The organism is Moraxella sp. I5G (assembly GCF_055193055.1).
In genome coordinates, this window is the sequence record NZ_JBUXLH010000008.1 from 26,823 (window position 1) to 46,220 (window position 19,398).

General features: G+C 38.7%; 15 protein-coding genes. 5 read left to right on the forward strand and 10 right to left on the reverse strand.

The genetic code is table 11. The features are described from left to right. Positions 1-42 precede the first annotated feature (42 nt). On the forward strand, positions 43-717 hold the full coding sequence (locus tag ACZBKJ_RS05675; protein WP_463199980.1) for a sulfate/molybdate ABC transporter ATP-binding protein: 675 nt from the start codon (positions 43-45) through the stop codon (positions 715-717). 64 nt (positions 718-781) lie between these two features. On the opposite strand, the gene der is transcribed toward ACZBKJ_RS05675, so the two are convergent. The 10 genes from der to ACZBKJ_RS05725 form a co-directional block, all read right to left on the reverse strand. Continuing rightward, the gene (der, locus tag ACZBKJ_RS05680; protein ID WP_463199981.1) at positions 782-2,200 is read right to left on the reverse strand and encodes a ribosome biogenesis GTPase Der; all 1,419 of its coding nucleotides are present in this window, start codon (positions 2,198-2,200) and stop codon (positions 782-784) included. 102 nt (positions 2,201-2,302) lie between these two features. Beyond that, the gene (bamB, locus tag ACZBKJ_RS05685) at positions 2,303-3,493 is read right to left on the reverse strand and encodes an outer membrane protein assembly factor BamB (protein WP_463199982.1); all 1,191 of its coding nucleotides are present in this window, start codon (positions 3,491-3,493) and stop codon (positions 2,303-2,305) included. A 12-nt stretch (positions 3,494-3,505) separates the two neighbouring features. After that, on the reverse strand, positions 3,506-4,345 hold the full coding sequence (locus ACZBKJ_RS05690) for a YfgM family protein (RefSeq protein WP_463199983.1): 840 nt from the start codon (positions 4,343-4,345) through the stop codon (positions 3,506-3,508). Between the two features lie 16 nt (positions 4,346-4,361). Further along, the gene (gene hisS / locus ACZBKJ_RS05695) at positions 4,362-5,636 is read right to left on the reverse strand and encodes a histidine--tRNA ligase (protein ID WP_463199984.1); all 1,275 of its coding nucleotides are present in this window, start codon (positions 5,634-5,636) and stop codon (positions 4,362-4,364) included. Positions 5,637-5,822: 186 nt separating this feature from the next. Then, entirely contained in the window at positions 5,823-6,941 is a 1,119-nt protein-coding gene (gene ispG / locus ACZBKJ_RS05700) for a flavodoxin-dependent (E)-4-hydroxy-3-methylbut-2-enyl-diphosphate synthase (protein WP_463199985.1), read from the reverse strand. Between the two features lie 58 nt (positions 6,942-6,999). After that, entirely contained in the window at positions 7,000-7,803 is an 804-nt protein-coding gene (locus tag ACZBKJ_RS05705; RefSeq protein ID WP_463199986.1) for a RodZ domain-containing protein, read from the reverse strand. Then, positions 7,800-8,639 carry a type IV pilus biogenesis/stability protein PilW gene (pilW, locus tag ACZBKJ_RS05710; protein ID WP_463199987.1) on the reverse strand — a complete coding sequence of 280 codons (840 nt, stop codon included), beginning with the start codon at positions 8,637-8,639 and terminating at the stop codon, positions 7,800-7,802. Before pilW ends, ACZBKJ_RS05705 begins: the two co-directional genes overlap by 4 nt. Positions 8,640-8,719: 80 nt before the next feature. Next, positions 8,720-9,940 carry a dual-specificity RNA methyltransferase RlmN gene (gene rlmN, locus ACZBKJ_RS05715; protein ID WP_463199988.1) on the reverse strand — a complete coding sequence of 407 codons (1,221 nt, stop codon included), beginning with the start codon at positions 9,938-9,940 and terminating at the stop codon, positions 8,720-8,722. A gap of 121 nt (positions 9,941-10,061) precedes the next feature. Next, complete coding sequence (gene ndk / locus ACZBKJ_RS05720) at positions 10,062-10,493, reverse strand: nucleoside-diphosphate kinase (protein ID WP_463199989.1); 432 nt, start codon at positions 10,491-10,493, stop codon at positions 10,062-10,064. Positions 10,494-10,633: 140 nt separating this feature from the next. Then, positions 10,634-12,817 carry a carboxy terminal-processing peptidase gene (locus ACZBKJ_RS05725; RefSeq protein ID WP_463199990.1) on the reverse strand — a complete coding sequence of 728 codons (2,184 nt, stop codon included), beginning with the start codon at positions 12,815-12,817 and terminating at the stop codon, positions 10,634-10,636. A 158-nt stretch (positions 12,818-12,975) separates the two neighbouring features. Between ACZBKJ_RS05725 and nagZ the strand changes: the two genes are divergently transcribed. The 4 genes from nagZ (at position 12,976) to ACZBKJ_RS05745 (ending at position 19,376) form a co-directional block, all read left to right on the forward strand. After that, positions 12,976-14,052: a beta-N-acetylhexosaminidase gene (gene nagZ / locus ACZBKJ_RS05730; protein WP_463199991.1), complete on the forward strand. Its 1,077-nt coding sequence runs from the start codon at positions 12,976-12,978 to the stop codon at positions 14,050-14,052. A 139-nt stretch (positions 14,053-14,191) separates the two neighbouring features. Beyond that, entirely contained in the window at positions 14,192-16,396 is a 2,205-nt protein-coding gene (locus ACZBKJ_RS05735; protein WP_463199992.1) for a site-specific recombinase, read from the forward strand. A gap of 45 nt (positions 16,397-16,441) precedes the next feature. After that, a complete protein-coding gene (locus tag ACZBKJ_RS05740; protein ID WP_463199993.1) occupies positions 16,442-18,250 on the forward strand; it encodes an AAA family ATPase in 1,809 nt (602 codons plus the stop codon). An 85-nt stretch (positions 18,251-18,335) separates the two neighbouring features. Next, positions 18,336-19,376, forward strand: a complete 1,041-nt coding sequence (locus ACZBKJ_RS05745; protein ID WP_463199994.1) for a type I glyceraldehyde-3-phosphate dehydrogenase — start codon at positions 18,336-18,338, stop codon at positions 19,374-19,376. Positions 19,377-19,398 lie beyond the last annotated feature (22 nt).

The window sequence follows — 19,398 nt, forward strand, 5'->3', positions numbered from 1 at the left end:
TAAGCCAACTGATTAAATTAACTGACAAACCCAAGGATAACCATGAGTATCGCCGTTTCACAAATTTATAAACAATTTAATAATTTTCATGTTCTAAAAAACATTAACCTTGATATTAATACAGGAGAACTGGCGGTACTTTTGGGTCCATCAGGTTGTGGTAAAACTACATTACTTCGAATTATTGCAGGACTCGAAAATGCTGATAGCGGTGAAATTTTTTTTGACAAAATCAATGTAACCAATGTTCCTGTACAACAGCGAGGGATTGGATTTGTTTTTCAAAACTATGCTTTATTTCGTCATAAAACTGTTTTTGATAATATTGCTTTTGGACTCACACTTTTGAAAAAGCGACCAGCCAAAGAAAAAATCACTCAAAAAGTAGATGAATTGCTTGAAATGGTGCAGCTGCCGCACGTAAAACAGCGCTATCCACACGAATTATCAGGCGGTCAAAGACAAAGGGTAGCGCTAGCAAGAGCCTTAGCAATTCGCCCCAAACTTTTACTATTGGATGAACCGTTTGGAGCGCTAGATACCAAAGTTCGCAAAGAGCTTAGAACATCTTTAAAGAACATTCAAAAAGAAACGGGAGTTACTGGCATTTTAGTAACACACGACCAAGAGGAAGCCGCAGCCATCGCTGATAAAATCATTGTGATGAACGATGGCGCAATAGAACAAGTTGGCTCATCTGATATTTTGTCAGGATAATTTAACGTCATCAGACAAGTTTGCTGGCAAATTTTAGGATTATAACACGGCAAACACTGGCTAATTATTTATGTTTTTTATCGCGTTTTTTAAACTCAGCAATGCGTTTCTTTTCACGCATTTTTTTAGCTTTATTTTTAATAACAGGATTTTTTTTACCTTCATAAGGATTGGCGTTTTGCTTAAACTCCACGTGTAATGGCGTACCTTCTAAAGCAAATACCTCCCGATAAATATTTTCCAAGTAGCGCTGATAGCTTTTTGGCAAAGCAGATGTCTGATTACCATGAATGACAATCACAGGTGGATTATGTCCACCCAAATGAGCATACCGCAATTTAATGCGTCGTCCGCCAACCATAGGCGGTTGGTGATTTCCTACCGCATCTTGCAAGATTTGAGTTAAACGGCTGGTGGAAACCTTAAACATTGCTGCATCATACGCCTTATGGATTGATGGGTATAAACTGCCAACACCATTACCATAAAGGGCTGAAATTAGATGAATTTTGACCCATGGCACAAAATGAAAACGACGCTCAATATCCGCTTTTAATTGGCTTTTTTGGTCATCACTCAAACCATCCCATTTATTAATGGCAATTACAATTGCTCGCCCCGCATCCAGTGCATAACCTAACATGTGTAAATCTTGGTCAACAATCCCTTCATGGGCATCGACCACAACCACAACCACATTAGCATCTTTGATGGCTTGCAGCGTTTTAATGACTGAAAATTTTTCCACCTTTTCATCAATACGTCCGCGTCTACGCACCCCTGCCGTATCAATCAGTGTGTATTGACGACCTTCTCGTTCAAATGGGATGTAAATGCTATCTCGAGTTGTGCCCGGCATATCAAACACCACCACTCTATCCTCACCCAAAAGACGATTGACCAAAGTGGATTTACCAACATTGGGGCGACCAATAATAGCAAGTTTTAGACCATCTGCCATTTCTTTTGGTTCAGTATCTTCTTGCATATTTGCAGTTAAGGCTTCCAATAAATTGGTAACGCCTTTGCCATGGCTTGCTGCTGTGGCAAATGGTTCGCCAAACCCCATCGCAAAAAACTCACTAATACTGGCATCATGTACGCCATCTGTTTTGTTGGCAACCAAAAAAACAGGCTTGCCTAAAGTGTGTAAAAATTTGGCAATCCCCTCATCACTGGGAGTTAATCCTGCTCGTGCATCTACCACAAAAACCACACTATCAGCCTCATGAATAGCGGTATAAGACTGGCTTGCCATATAATCATCAATGTTGCCTGAACCATCATCAGCTTCACCAATACCGCCAGTATCAATAGCAATAAATGATTTGTTTTCAAATACCACATCACCATATTGACGATCGCGAGTTAAACCCGCAAAATCGGCAACTAAAGCCTGACGAGATTTGGTTAATTGATTAAATAAAGTGGATTTACCAACATTGGGACGGCCAATCAAAGCAATAACGGGTTTTAAACTCATTTTCTACTCAGATGTTTTTTGTGAATGAATAATAATTGGAAAAACTAAATAAAAACAAGACGCAACCAATTAGTGCGTCTTATTTATTTTACAACTTTGACGCTATTTGAACTGCCAAATCATTACTTTATTATCCGTGGTTTGGGTGTATAATCGTCCGTCTTTTGCATGTAAACTGACAAGCTGACCTTTTACTTGGGTACGTCCAACAATTTTACCTGCATCATCAAAAATATGGACTACTCCCATGCCATCACCAACGGCGATATAAGAACCAATAGCAACAGGATTGGTTAATTTACGATATTTTAGCTGATTATTTACCCATTGCTGTTGTCCTGTAATTCGGTCAAAGGCTACCACGTTGCCCTGAATATCTGAACCAACTAACAAACTTCCTAGAGCATCTAGTGCCTTTGTACTGGCAAGTTTTTCAGTAAATATCGTCTGTCCTGTGGTCATATCAAAAGCAAGCAATTGCCCGCTGTAACTGGCGGCATATAAATGATGACCTACCACCAAAGGCTTGCCATCAACATCACCCATGCGATTTACCTGACTACCACCCACAGCAAACCCAATGCGCCGTGTCCAAAGTGGTTTACCAAGTTCAGGGTTAATAGCGTGAATACGACCATCTGCAGTACCAAAAACAACGGTGTTTTTATCTAAAGATAAAGGTAGAGCCGTACCACGCACACTTACTAAAGGAGTCTGGGTGTTAAATTGCCAAACCTGTTCGCCTGTCTTAGTATCTAGCGCATAAATTACGCCATCATTAGCAGAAATCATCACGCGATTTTCACTAATCAGACTTGGGGTAATTGATGAACTGGGTAGAGTTTTTTGCCAGCGAATTTCATGAGTTTTGGTATCAATAGCAAATACTTTGCCATCACGTGTACCGACCACAGCAAGCGTTTGTGCGTCATCAACACCAACACCACTAGTAATTAGCCCGTCAACATTAACCGACCAAATTGGTGCGTTATTTTGATAAGCAGTTACAGCACCAAAGCGATTTGCAGCAATAAAGCCATCTTGTAAGACTGCAATTTGTAAATCAGGCGTATCTGCTTTTTTGTACTCACCCTTTTTAATGCGTGCATTACCCTTTGGTAGTGACACACTGGTAACTGGTGTTAATACAGAAATGGCGTTATCAATCTTTACTAATTTTGCTGGTTTTTTCTCTTCTGCTTTGACTGTCTTAAATCGTTGACAGCCTGATAAATCCAAAGTAACCACAGCAAGTGCGCTCACCAAAACAGTTTTTAACATATAAGATTGCATACAAAAATCCTTCTATTGGGTTGCGCTAGTATCAGAAGTCTGATTATTGGCGGTATCGTCTGCTTTTTTATTCTCACCATCAGTTATTTGCGGTTTTGCTTCTGCAACCACTGATGGTTTTTGGGTAATAGGTTTGGGATTCATACCCAAAGATTGCATTTTTACACTTAACAATGAACGCAATTCTTGACGCTCTGCCAAAACATTCCAAGCCGTTTCATAGGCTTTTTTGGCATTTTCCACATCATCTTTGGCAACATAAATATCGCCCAATAATTCTTGTTTGGACGCCTCAAAAGCAGGTGGCATTTTTTCATTCACAATCGCCAAAGCACCTTCTTTATCGCCATCGGCTAGCATAACTTGAGCCAAACGTAGACTGGTAATCGCCTTTAAACCATCATCTTTTAAATCAATATTCAAGGCTTGTTGCAAAGCAGTAATTGCTGTTTTATAATCTTTTGTGTCTGATGCAATATGCGCCTTAATAATAAGTGCTTGCCAAGCATAAGCAGATTTACCATGACTGGCAACCAATTTATCAATATCAGCAAATAAATTGTCTTGTTCTTTTTTAAGTTGGTTTTGGGCGGCTTCATCCAAATCAGGGTTATTTAATCCAAGTACCAATGCATCATTTCGTTCACTAATATCTGCAAAACTATCAGCAGCTACTGTATCAATCTTAGCATGGTTATTTTGGTAATACTGCCAACCAAAATAGCTTGCCAATGCCACAACAATTGCCCAAAAAATCTTAGGGCCATGTTGTTTTAATGCGCTCATCGCCTGAGCATCGCTCATATTACCATCTAACTGATTAGAATTTGGATTAGAAGATTGTTTTGTCATTATCATCACTTATTTATTACTTAAACGTAAAATCATTGATGCAGCGTACTGACTGCTCACCTGTTTGCATATGTTTAACACTCACAGTTTGATTGGCAACTTCATCATGCCCAATAATCACTGTATAAGCCGCACCCGATTTGTCCGCTTTTTTCATTTGGGCTTTTAAACTGGTTGCACTTGCCATTTTTACTCGCAGCGATGAATGTGTGCGAAGCTGTTTGGTGTACAGTAAGGCATTGGTATAAACATCTGGATGCGCTACCACAAACACATCACAATCGGATGTTTTGGTAATTGGATTGACCGTTTCAATAAGCAGCAGTAAACGCTCAAGGCCCATTGCAAAACCAACCGCAGGCTCGGATTGTTCTGGTTTACCTTTGATAATGCCCACCAATCCATCATAGCGCCCGCCCCCACAAACAGTGGCTTGGGCACCTAATTTATCTGTAGTCCATTCAAAAACCGTTTTATTATAATAATCCAAACCACGCACCAGTTTTTCATTAATCACAAAATCAATGCCTAAAGCGTGTAAATAATTTTGTACTTGTTCAAAATGGCGGCGCGAATCTTCACCCAAAAAATCAGACAGTTTTGGAGCGCCTAGCAAAATATCTTGGGTTTGCTGGTCTTTAGAATCTAAAATACGCAATGGATTGGTGGTCAATCTTCGCTGACTATCATCATCAAGCCCATCAAAATGCAAAGTCAAATAAGCCACTAAAGCTTTTTTGTAGGCTTGCCTTTCGTCGCTTTCGCCAAGGCTATTTAATTGTAATGTTAGCACTTTATCTACGCCTAGCGCCTGCCACATATCATAGGTCATCGCTATCAGTTCGGCATCAGCATCTGGTAACGCGCTGCCAAAACTTTCCACACCAAGTTGGTGAAATTGGCGATACCGCCCTTTTTGTGGGCGCTCATAGCGAAACATCGCACCAGTGTACCATAGTTTTGGAGTATCGCCACGCAAAAGATTGTGTTCAATCACTGCGCGAACTGCCCCTGCTGTGCCTTCTGGACGTAAAGAAAACAAAGTATCTTCAGCATTTTTATCGCCTTTATTGCCGTGATAGGACACCATAAACATTTCTTTTTCTACAATGTCTGTTGCCGCACCAACACCACGAGCAAATAATTGGGTTTCTTCCACAATTGGAAGGCGAATTTGACTAAACCCGTAACGGTCAAGTACATCTGCCAATTTGGCTTCCACTGTTCGCCAAATTGCACTTTGTTCGGGCAAAATATCGTTAAATCCTTTGACAGCTTGAATTTTATTCATTTATTACTCTACGTTCTTTTAACATTTAAATGATGATATATGGTTTCATATTTCAAATTTATTTTTTAAACTTACCGTCTAAAATGCATTTATATTTTAACAATAGATTAAAAACCATGCATGAAACTTGTTTTTATTAGAAACTTTTTAGCCATTGCAACCTAGTAACAACTTACACAACAAAAACTATGGAGCAACTCGTAAAATCTCATTTTCTCGTTTTTTAGTCAGTTCTGCTACGTGATTTCTCACCATTTTTTCAATTTCATCCGCCAATACTTTGGTATCAATTAAATGGCTTTTTTGCCCTGCTTTATACACCAAAGAATTTGGGCTGGCTCCAACCACACCAATATCTGCCTCTTTTGCCTCGCCAGGACCATTAACTTTACAGCCAATGACTGATAAATCAATAGGTTCACGAATGTCTTCTAAACGAGCCTCTAAGTCATTCATTACCTTAATCACATCAAACTCTTGACGTGAGCAGCTAGGGCAAGCAATAAAATTCACTCCATTACTGCGAATATTGAGTGATTTTAGGATATCAAAACCAATTTTGATTTCTTCTTCAGGTTCGGCAGCTAAAGAAATTCTCATGGTATCGCCAATACCATCCAATAAAAGACCGCCCAAAGCAATCGCTGATTTTACCGTGCCTGTACGATACACACCCGCTTCAGTAACCCCCAAATGTAAGGGGTTGTCAATCTGAGCAGAAATTAGACGATATGCATCTAATGTTAAAAATACATTGCTGGCTTTAACTGAAATTTTATAATTTTGAAAATTTAGTTTTTCCAAAATATCAATATGACGAAGCGCTGATTCAAGCATCGCCTCACCTGTCGGCTCTTTATATTTTTTTTGCAAATCTTTTTCTAAAGAACCTGCATTCACTCCGATACGAATCGGCACATTATGATATCGTGCAGCGGCAACAACCTCTTGAACCTTAGCATCGTTACCAATATTGCCAGGGTTAATACGCAAACAGTCAGCTCCTGCATCAGCAACTGCAATGGCGATTTTATGGTCAAAATGAACGTCCGCAATCAGTGGTACGGTTGAGCGCTTTTTGATTTTAGCAAAAGCCGCCACACTGTCCATAGTTGGTGTGGAAACTCGCATGATATCGGCTCCTGCTGATACACATCGCTGAATTTGTGCTAAAGTTGCCTCAACATCACAGGTATTGGTATTGGTCATACTTTGTACACTAATCGGCGCATCGCCACCAACAGCAACATTGCCTACATAGATTTTCTTGGTTAGACGGCGTTTAATTGGTGTGTAATGCGACATAGAAATTTCCACTTACTAATTCGTTGTTTTAATTGATTGATTATTCTAACTTTTTTTATTACTCTAACGTTAAAACAGCTTGCCCATCTTTAATGTGCTCGCCCAAACGAACAGGGCTGCCGTTAAATTTAATATCTACTTGAGCAGGATTGTCAATTTCTACCTGCAAAGGAGTCTCGCCCTCTAATTTGTAGCCACCTTTTGATTGCACACCCTGCATTAAAATATTATCATTTTTATCAGAAATTTTAATACTTACATCACCCTTTGACCAAATATCGACCACACCAACGCCCACTTTTGCAGGTGCGGCATTTAATTGATTGATATCAATCGCTGAACCTGAACCATTTAAAGCTGCACCCTGAGCCTGTTCCATAGGTGTCAATGTTTGCGTTTGTAATTCTTGTGCTGGGCGACTATCTGTTTTATCAGTGGCACTGGTAATAATTTTTAATAAAATCACGCCAAGTGCCAGTACGCCAACCACACCACCAATCAACCACGGATTAAATCGAACGGGTGTGCGCCCACGATGCAATGTTCCCATTGGTGTTAAAGGAGATGATGTTACTTTTGGATGTAAAGAATCAGGGTGAGAGTTTTCTAAAGCTAATGCAAATTCAGCACTGTCTAATTCCAAAAATTTTGCATAATTAACAATAAAACCTCGAGCATATGCTAAAGGTGGTAAGGCAGCAAAATTTTCCTCTTCCAATGCTTGAACGTAACGTCTTAAAATATTTAATTCTTTTGCCACAGCATCCAAAGAGTAACCTCTTGACGTTCTGGCACTGCGCAATTTTCCACCAAATCCATTATTTGATTGCGGTTTTGATTCATTATTTGAATTTGTACTCACTTTAAAGGTGCTCCAGAAGGGTTATGTAACCAAATTTTTAATTTTTTTGCTTCATCACTGAGTGGATATTGTGATAACAACAAAGTAGATAAACGTTGGCGTTCAGTTGGGTTATTTTGTAAGACACTTAGCCTAATACCTTGATACATTAGACGTGCCGGCATTGGTTCATCATACATTTGCCATAATGACTTGAGTCCATCGTAGTATTCTTTGGCTTGTAGTGTGCGTTTTTGATTAATCAAAATATCAATCAGTTCCATGCGCGCCACCACCGTACCTGAATCAATATCCAGCGCCCGATTAAATGATTCTTCAGCCGATTTTTCATCACCAACTTTTAAATAAGTCAAACCTAAATTTTCAAGTGATGATGCTCGCCCATCGTAGCCTAATTTACTACCTGCAATTTTAAACTGTTCTATAGCTTCTTTGTGGCGATTCATTCGCGACAAGTACACACCATAATTATTGCGTGCTTGGGTAAATTCTGGGTCAATACTAATGGCACGGCGATAATATTCATCTGCTTTTTGCAAATTAATTTGGCTACCTTCAGCACTTAACAGGTTGCCCATCATATCATAGGCAGGGGCATAACGTGGCTCAGCTTTAAAAGCAGCTTCTAATTGTTTTTGGGCATCGTCCAATTTTCTTTCACTAATGTATTGCGCCGCCAGTGCTGTGCGTACTCGAGCCAGTTCAGCTTTATCAGTGATTCGAGTTGATGGGTCAACCCCTTGATAAGCACCACCAACCGATGTTGAGCTTGTTGGCGTAGCCGCACACCCTGCCACAATGATACTTAGTGTTAAAATTGTTGTTATACGTTTCATAAAATTACCCAATAAGTTTACAGGATAGACTCTTTCATTCTAACAAGTATCTGAAAATTTGCCAACTTTTTCACTGTGCTTTAAGGGTTTAATTGTTGATTTTTAGCAACTTTTTCTTGCCATTTTTTTGCACGTTGTGTTTTGTCTGTAACTTGACCAACTAATTGTCCACACGCCGCATCAATATCATCACCTCGGGTTTGACGTACAGTGCATACAAACCCTGCTTGATTTAAAATTTCTGCAAACGCCCGAATACGGTTGTTGCTAGAACGAGAATAAGGCGCATGCGGAAATGGATTAAAAGGAATCAGATTAATTTTACTGGGCAAGTCTTGTAATAGTGTAACAAGCTGGTGTGCGTGTGTATCACTATCATTAACACCTTGTAACATCACATATTCAATGGTAACGTGCTTTTTATGGCGAGGATTTTCATCATAAACATAAGCTTTGGCTGCTTGCATCAGTTCACACAAAGGATATTTTTTATTAATTGGCACCAGTTCATTACGCAGCTCATCATTGGGAGCGTGCAAACTGATGGCAAGCGCTACATCTATATCTTTTGCTAAATCATACATTTTTGGCACAATGCCTGATGTAGAAAGCGTAACACGACGTTTGGACAAACCAAATGCATTATCATCAAGCATCAAGGACATACTAGTAACAACCGGTTGATAATTTAGCAAAGGCTCTCCCATGCCCATCATGACCACGTTAGTTACCAGATTTTGACGCTCTAAAATAGGAACATCGGTCATATAGGACTGGTTAGCAACCCAAAGTTGACCAATAATTTCACTGGCTGTCAAATCTCGCTCAAAACCTTGTTTTCCAGTACTACAAAATGAACAGTCTAAAGCACAACCTACTTGCGATGAAACGCATAAAGTCTTACGCCCAAATTGCTTACCATCTTCTGCTGGAATTAATACTGTTTCCACCAAAGAACCGCCCGCTACTTCAAATACCCACTTTCTGGTACCATCTTCACTAAATTTTTTAAATTTCACCACAGGCGGGGTGATGTGTGCTACCTGAGCTAGTTTTTTCTGCAAAGCTTTGGATAAATTACTCATTTGATTAAAATCAGTAACCCCAAACTGATAAATCCATTTCATTACTTGAGTTGCTCGAAATGATTTTTCGCCCAAAGCAACAAAAAAATCTGTCAGCTCCTGCTTTGATAAGCCCAATAAATTGGTGCGATTGGAACAATCAGAGTCCATGATTGAATTTTGTTCACTATTAAAATCAATAATATCGGAGCAAACAACAGGAATTTTATCAGACATAAATACAATAAATGAAATAAATAAACGCGTTATTATACTAAATATTTTTATAAAAGTCAGAAAAAACCCATAAAAAAACGACCATTATCGTTGCATATAATGGTCGTTTTTGAGTCAAAAATTAGCGAGTACGTGGGCAAATTTCATTGTCAGCAAAGAAATAAGCAATTTCGCGAGCCGCTGAATTGGTACTGTCTGAACCGTGTGCAGCGTTTTCATCGATGCTGGTTGCAAAATCAGCACGAATTGTGCCGGCTGCCGCTTCTTTTGGATTGGTCGCACCCAAAATTTCACGGTGAGCCAATACAGCGTTTTCGCCTTCCAATACAGATACCACAACAGGTCCTGAAGTCATAAATGCCACTAAATCAGCAAAAAAACCGCGCTCTTTATGTTCAGCATAAAAACCTTCAGCTTCTTCTTTAGAAAGATGTTTCATTTTGGTAGCAACGATTTTTAAACCATTTTTTTCAAAACGGGCAAAAATTTCACCAATGTGATTGCCGCCAACTGCGTCAGGCTTTACGATAGAAAGGGTGCGCTCAATAGCCATAAAGACTCCTAAATTACAAAGTAAATACAAATAAATTTGTGTGGCAAATTTTGTTGATTATAACAAGTTTTTGGTGATTTACCTAGTAAAATTTTAATCTAAGATATCTCACCAAACCCCTATTCAATAAATAGTTTTGGCTATTTTTGACCATTGGTGTTTTTAGCATCAAACATCAATGTTGCTGCTTCTATTACATATGCTTCATCTTCGGGCAGTTTTGGGCGCTGATTTTCTTTTAGCAAACTGCGTTCTTCGCTAAGTGCATCAATACTGGCTTGATAAGTCGTCCAATCCACATAAGGTTTTTCACCTACAGCTTGACGGCGCATATTTTCTGCCATTAGCATTTTCTTTTCCACCATTTGAGTTCTCAAACGGCGCTTATCAATATTTACATCCACTGGTTTTTTGTCATCTTCGGCAAGACGTATGTTATTGACTTCTTGCAAATATTTAAACTGTGGATTTTGTTTTTGACGAGTGTTGGATTTTTCAATCAAACTATCAATTAACGATTTGGAATATTTACCTTCTGCTTTAAAATCAGTGGAATTAATGGTATCCCATTCCAAAGGGTTTTTATATTCGCGTTCGCCAATTTCCATGCCTTCATAGATATTAACCAATTCAATATCCGGAACAACGCCTTTATTTTGAGTGCTACCACCATTTACACGGTAGAATTTACGCTGAGTCAAGGTTGCTGAGCCTAGCGCTAAATCATCACGCTGGACTTGTGCCGAGCCTTTTCCTGTGGTTGTACTACCAACCACCAAACCGCGTCCATAGTCTTGAATAGTAGCAGCAAAAATTTCAGATGCGGATGCGGATGCCAAATTAATCAACACCACCATATCTCCTGTGTACAACTGCTTACCGCCATCTTCATCTTTATAAACTTGGATGCGTCCTTGATTATCACGAATCTGTACTAATGGACCTTCTTTGACAAACAAACCCAGCATTTTGGTTACTTCATCTAAAGAGCCGCCGGGATTATTGCGTAAATCCACCACCAAACCGTCTAATTTTTTGGTATTTAATTCTTTTAAAGCTTTCTCAACGTCTTGGCTGACAGCACGATAATCACTTTCACCTTTTTTACGTGCTTGAAAATTAAGATAAAAACTAGGAATTTCAATCACGCCAACTTTTTTGGTCTTGCCTTGATATGGCACATCAATAACTCGATGCTGAACACCCGATTCTTCTTGTTCAATTACATCACGCACAATCAACACATTACGTGCAGAGCTGTCTGGAGTATTGGGCTGTTTTACCCTAATGGTAACACTGGTGCCACGAGCACCACGAATCACCGAGACAATTTCGTGCACTGACCAGCCAACCACATCAACCATTGGTTGTCCATCTTGGGCGACTCCAATAATCAGGTCGTTGGCTCGCACCTGTCCTGTTTTGGCGGCAGGTCCACCATCAACCAACGAAACAATTTTAGTATAGTCAGGATTTTTACGGTCAGGTCTAATTGATACGCCAATGCCTTCTAGTTGCAAATTAGACTGGATTTGCAGTTCATTGGCTTGCACAGGCGCAAAGTAATTGCTATGAGGGTCATAAGTCATCATGGCAGTATTTAAAATCGTTTCCATGATTTCATCGTTTTTAATGCGCTCAAGCTGACCTTGCTGGCGCGATAAACGATTAATTAGCACCTCTTTAGGGTTACGCTCATCACCCTTGACCAAATCGTGTCCACGGGTCAAATCTGGATTTTCCAAAAACGCTTTATCTTTGGCACTGTCTTCTTCTTTACTAAGCGTAATACCAATTAACGCATAAGTAATCTGATTTTGCCAATAATCCAATTGCTCTTTTTTATCGATGAAACGGTCAGCTTTTTCACGGTCTAAGATAATGGATTTATTGGTTTTTAGATTGACATCACCAGCTAAGAATTTTTTGGCGTAGTTGTAATATTCGTTAGAACGAGTACGATAACGTTCATACACTTCAATTCCTGCAGACAAATCACCCCGTTTTAAGCGGTCAGCAAAAGTGTCAGCGTATTTTTTATTAAATTCATCAATATCTGATTGCAAAAATAGTGTACGATTTGGGTCAAGAGCATCATAATAAGATGATAAAACTTTTGCGCCCATTTCCTTATTTAGAGGCGTTTTTAAATAGTGTAAGCGGTCCAGAAACAGTGCAACTTGACGAGTGGTTATTTTTTGTTCAATATTTGGCTCAAAACCTACCTTGTCAGCGGCTTGGGCAACTGTGGTGTAACTTTGAATAAATACTGCGCTGGCAACAATCGTAGTTAGCCCCGATAAAAAATATTGGGATTTAGACATAATTTATCTCAATTTGTGTTTCAAAATGGCTATATTATCACAAAAAAATCTTACCGTGATGATTGTTTTTGTTAGCAATTTTTATGCCAACAGACACAATTAAGAAAAATCGTGGCATAATAGCGCATTAAATTTTTTAAAACTTAAGGCTGATATTTATGGCAACAGGCATTATCATGGCAGACGTAGCTGGTCATGTGTTGGACGATGAAGATAAAGTTTTTCTGGCAAATAAAGAAATTGGTGGCATGATTTTATTTGCTCGTAATGTAGACACGCCTGCTCAAGTGCGTGCTTTAACAGATGAAATGCGAAACATCAACCCTAATTTATTGATTGCTGTTGACCAAGAAGGTGGGCGAGTCGCTCGTTTTCATCAAGGTTTTACCCCACTGCCTGCAATGGGAAAACTAGGAAAACTATATGACAAAAATCCAAAACACGCTCAAGCGTTGGCTTATGATGCTGGTTATTTGATGGCATGTGAAGTGCTTGCAGTTGGTGTTGATTTTAGTTTTGCACCTGTTTTGGATATTGATGGTTGCAGTCTTGTTATTGGTGATAGAGCCTTTCATCAACATCCTGATGTGATTAATGTATTGGCTGATTGTTTTATTAATGGCATGAAACATGCTGGTATGAAATCCACTGGCAAACATTTTCCAGGTCATGGCTCTATTGCTCCTGATTCACATGTTGCTGATGCCGTAGACCATCGTAGTTTTGATGAAATTTGGGCATGTGATGGCATAACTTTTATTAAAAATCTCCCCAAACTTGATGCCATCATGCCCGCTCATGTAATTTTTTGCCAAGTAGATGATAAACCTGCTGGTTTTTCTAAAATTTGGCTTCAGGATATTTTACGAGGTCGTCTAGGTTTTGATGGGGTAATTTTTAGTGATGACCTCTCCATGAAAGCGGCCCATGTGGCAGGCGGAGCTGATATGCGCGTTCAAGCTGCCATACAAGCAGGTTGCGATATGGCTTTGGTTTGCAATAATCGTACAGATGCCCAATTGTGTGTTGAATACGCTAAAACCATGCCTGATTTACCCAAAAACCGTTTTAATACCATGAAGGGTAACATTCCTTTATGGCTGGGCAGTTTGGAAAAAACCTGTGAACAGTTTGATTATTATTCACAGGCTCGGCAGCATATTTTACAAGCATTTTTTGACTTACCATTAGCACAAAATAGCGAAAAAGACCCAACAAACTATCACGGTCATTAACTAAATAAAAATAGGTTTGGTTCTATAGATAACTCTGATAAACAACTGGTTTGATTTAGCCTTTTGGTTTTTCACGCAGTTTTGGCTGTGTTACAATAGTTAGGCTCATAATATAAGTGTCATTATTATAAGGTAAAACGTGTCTGATCATTCTCAAAGTTTCTTTCATATCTTACAATACATTGCTGCGCTGCGTGAAATTCCCGAACCTGCTTCACTAAAGCGCTTAATTGATGCTTTAAGAGTACGCGGCAATGATGAGGCTCAAATCAACGCCAACATCACGCAACTGATAGAGATTTTACACCAACACCCAAATCTGGCAAGCTCGCTTGCTAATTTTATCATCAGACTTTTGGATAACTACAAGCAAATATTATTTTATGCTGATATGGGCATTGCTTCTGATGATGGCTTTGCTTACAGCATTCGTAAATTGATTGGACATCGTTTTTTACCATTATTATCTGAAAAAGACGCCCTAATTGAACTGATTGATTATTTATTTGACCAGCCCAATGATAAAGAATGGCTTGGGCTGATTAGTATGGAAAATTGGGAAAGTTTAATTTCGCTAATTCAAGCAGATAACAGCGATTTGCAGTATGTTGCCATTGCAAAAAATGGTGTATTAAACGCACTGATAATTTTATCCTATCGCATCAATGGTATTGGGCTACACCCCAACATCATTGCCACTCACCCTGCTATGACCATTACGGCGATTTTTACTGCTCAAAATCAAGAAGTTTTGGAGTTTGTGGATAATTACCGTAAATTGCATAATTTAGACACATTAATTGACACCAAACCTGAGCAAGATGCTGACCCTTCCCAACTGCTTGTTATGTTAGACCAATGCCAAACCATTGTAGATAACATTCGTAAACGCATCTATCAAACAGGCATTTCCATTCGCATGACTAATATGTTAGTGCGACTTGAGCAAAGTATTTTGCGTATGCGTTTATTGCTTGATTTGTTGCAAGGTGGCAAGATACGCAATAAAGCCATTATTAGTTTAATTCAAAACAGCGTTTGTACCGCCAAAACACGCTACAGTTTTGGTTGGCTTATCCAAAACAATACCAAACTGCTATCTCAAAAAATTACCGAAAACGCCAGTCGAGTGGGTGAACACTATATCAGTACTGACAAAGTTGGCTACCAAAAAATGTACCAAAAGGCGGCACTTGGAGGGTTATTTATTGGGTTTATGGCAACTTTAAAAACACTGTCTTATGAACTTACATTAGCGCCAATTGGACGAGCATTTGTCAATAGCATGATTTATGGTCTTGGATTTGTTAGCATTCATGTGGTAGGTGGAACGGTCGCCACCAAACAGCCTGCTATGACCGCTGCTGCAATTGCTTCCACTATTAAAGACGATGAAGATAAAAAAGGTAGAAATAAGCAGCTAACCAAATTAGCTGAGCTTATCGTGGACATCATGCGAACGCAGTTTATTGCGATTATTGGTAATATCTCCATTGCAATGCCTGTTGCCTTTATGGTGGCTTATTTTTATGGCGTACGTTATGGACAACCCATGATTGATACGCATATGGCAGGTCATTTGTTGCACGATTTAGACCCTTTAAGGTCGTTATCGCTACCACACGCCGCCATTGCAGGCGTGCTGCTATTTTTAGCAGGGCTTATCTCTGGATATTATGACAATTTAGCCATACACAATAAAATTGGTGAACGCATTAAACATCATAAACTGCTTGCATATTTATTACCTAAAAATTCTTTAGACAAGTTTTCCCAATTTGTTGAAGCAAATCTTGGGGCAATTATGGGGAATTTTATTTTTGGATGTTTTTTGGGCAGCACAGGAACCGTTGGTTATATTTTAGGATTGCCATTAGACATTCGTCATATTGCATTTGCATCAGCAAACTTTGTGCATGGACTGTATTTTATTTCCAAGCAAGATTTAACATGGGGATTGGCAATTTATTCCTTTATTGGGGTTTTATTGATTGGTTTAATTAACCTTTTGGTGAGCTTTTCTTTGTCTTTGATGGTGGCGCTGCGTTCTAAAGAGGTTCGTTACAGCCAAGGTCAGGAACTTTTTTTCATTATCGTAAAACACCTGATTACCAGCCCGCTTAACTTTTTTATTCCACGAAATCAATCCGTTAAATATGATAAACTGGATAGTGAAGGACGCATTATTTTTGATGAAGTTACCAAAGAAACTCAGATTCCCCACCATTCTGCCGTGCGTAGACTAAGTTTAAAAAAAGCTGAGTCCACTCAAACAAATACCAATGAGAATAATGCAAAAACATCTCTACCCAAGCCTGACAAACCACCGCAATTGCCTAAATAATACAAGCTGGTTTTGCTAGCACAATCGTAACAAAGGAATTTTTTGATGAGACAAAAAACCGCACTGGAAATGTTAAAAACAGGAAAAAATATTTTTTTAACAGGGCAAGCAGGCGCAGGCAAAACTTATATCTTAAATCAATACATCAAATATCTACGCAAACATTCCATCAAGGTTGCCATTACCGCCAGTACTGGTATTGCTGCAACACATATGAATGGCATGACTATTCACGCATGGGCTGGCATGGGTATCAAAGACCGTTTTGAAGATGATGATTTTAAACGCATAAAAAAACATCATTTGCTCGTGCAAAGACTCACTGATACACAAGTGTTGATTGTTGATGAAATTTCGATGCTACACGCCAAACAAGTGGATTTATTGGATGAGATTTTATGCATCATCAGAAAAAACTCACAACCATTTGGCGGCGTACAAGTCATATTTTGCGGCGATTTTTTTCAGTTACCGCCCATTGATAAAACAGGTAATGACAATAAAGAAAAATATGCGTTTATGGCAAAAGCATGGCTTGGTGCTGATTTTAAAATTTGTTATTTAGATGAGCAGCACCGCCAAACCAACCAAGATGAAATCAAAAAATATGGCATTACTCTTAATCAAATTTTAAACCAGATTCGCGCCCAAGAGGTGAGTACGTTTGCCATTGAAACCCTGTTAAATACCAAAAACAATCACATCGATGACACCTGCACGCGCCTTTATACACACAATGCCAATGTTGATAAAATCAATCAAAACCAGCTTGATGATATTGATGCAGACGAATTTACTTATGAAGCGACTTGTCAAGGCGATACAAAACTGACCGATGCTTTAAAAAAAGGCGTCAAAGCTCCCGAGTGCTTAACTTTAAAAGTGGGAGCAAGAGTTATGTATGTCAAAAATGACCCCGAACTTGACGTTTACAATGGTTCTATTGGCACCATTGTAGATTTTGCACCACTGATGGCTTATGATTTTGATGATGATATAGATACAAAAGATGATACTACTCCAAAATATCCAGTGATACGTTTAAATTCTGGAAAAACCATTCTTGCCAAACCCGAAGAATGGGTGACTGAAAACAATAATGGTGAAGTGCTAGCATACTATTCTCAAGTACCGCTGTGTTTAGCTTGGGCAATCACTGTCCACAAATCCCAAGGTATGACATTAGATGCTGCTGAGATTGATTTATCGCGTACTTTTGAGACAGGGCAAGGCTATGTGGCATTATCTCGCCTGCGTAGTCTTGATGGCTTAAAACTTTTAGGACTGAATCAACGAAGTTTATGGTTGGATAATTTTGTCTTTCGGGCAAACCAAAGATTGCTTGAACTTGGCAGGCAGCATGAAAAAGCATTTTTAGAAATGGATACAAAAACCATTAAGCAACAGCAAAAATCGTTTATTGGCTATGATGATATCAATGACTTTCAGCACTCCAGTAAAAAATCAAATAAAATCAAAATCTTGTCAGATATCATAGACAATCACAATCATCATAAAAAATCCAAAACCTCCACTATAAACAAAACCAAAGAATTAATTGGACAAGGATTAACACTTGAATCCATTGCAAAAACCCGTTCTTTAACCCTCGACACCATCATCTCTCATATAAGACAGCTAATTCAAGAAGAAGGGTATCATAATTATTATCATTTAATTGATGGGCAGCAATATCAAGATATGTTTCCTATTTACAAAGAAATCATTGAACGTCATGAAACCCCAAAAGCTTATCCTATTTATCAAAAACTTCAAAAACGATACTCCCAACAAAGAGTTTTGTTGGCATTGATTATATTGGATAATATTACTGACTTAGGACATTATGCATAATGATGATATATGATAATTATGTGATTATTATGTATAGCCTATCATCAAAGCATCACAACTTACTTAAAACTTATGGTAACAATATATGTTAATTGCTCTTAATGGCTTTGGACGAATCGGACGCACTGTTTTACGCACTTATTTACAGCGTTTAGATGATATATCTAAAATACCAATTGTTGCTATCAACGATGTCGCCGACCCAAAAACACTACTGCATTTATTAAATTTTGATAGCACTCATGGCAGTCTTGCTAAAATAGGTATGAGCGCAGATATTGAAAACACAGATGGGGTGTTTGTTTTAAAAATCTGTAGAAAAAACCAAATTGCAAAAATATTTTTACTTAATGAGCCAGAACCGCAAAAACTACCTTGGAAAGCGTTTAAGATAAATATCGTACTTGAATGTACGGGGCATTTTCGCTCCTACAAAAAAGCCAATCTACATCTTAAAGCTGGCGCAAGACAAGTAATTATTGGAGCGGCGCCATTTGATTATGTGGACGCTTGTGTGGTAATGGGAGTTAATGATAACGTTTTATCTAAAAAATTACCAATCATCTCTGGGGTTTCTTGCACTACCCAAGCCTTAGTACCGCTACTATTTACTTTAGATAATGTCTTTGGTTTAAATAGTGTTTTAATGACCGAAATCCATGCCACTACCGCCGACCAAATGGTGCTAGACCAAGCCCACCGTGATTTACGAAGAGCTCGTGCTGCAGGGCATAATATGATTCCCACCACCTCAAGCAGCATCAACGCCACCCTACAAGTCATGCCCCACCTTGATGGTAAAATAAATGGCTATTCAATACGTGTCCCAACAATCAATGTGGCTTGTATTGATATTACAGTAACGTTTAACCGATATGTTAAACTTGATGAATTAAAAACACAATTAAAAACTGCAAGCCAAACGTCTTTAAAAAGCATTATGGCTTATAATGAATTGCCACTGGTTTCTAGTGATTTTATTGGCGATACTCATTCTTTGGTTGTGGATGATGAATACATCATGCAGGCGGGCACAGCCTTTAAAATCATGGCGTGGTATGACAATGAAGTTGGTTACGCTAATCGTCTTTTAGATATGTGTAACAAACTTAATAATTGCCTGTAATTTCATCCTTGATTTGTTATAA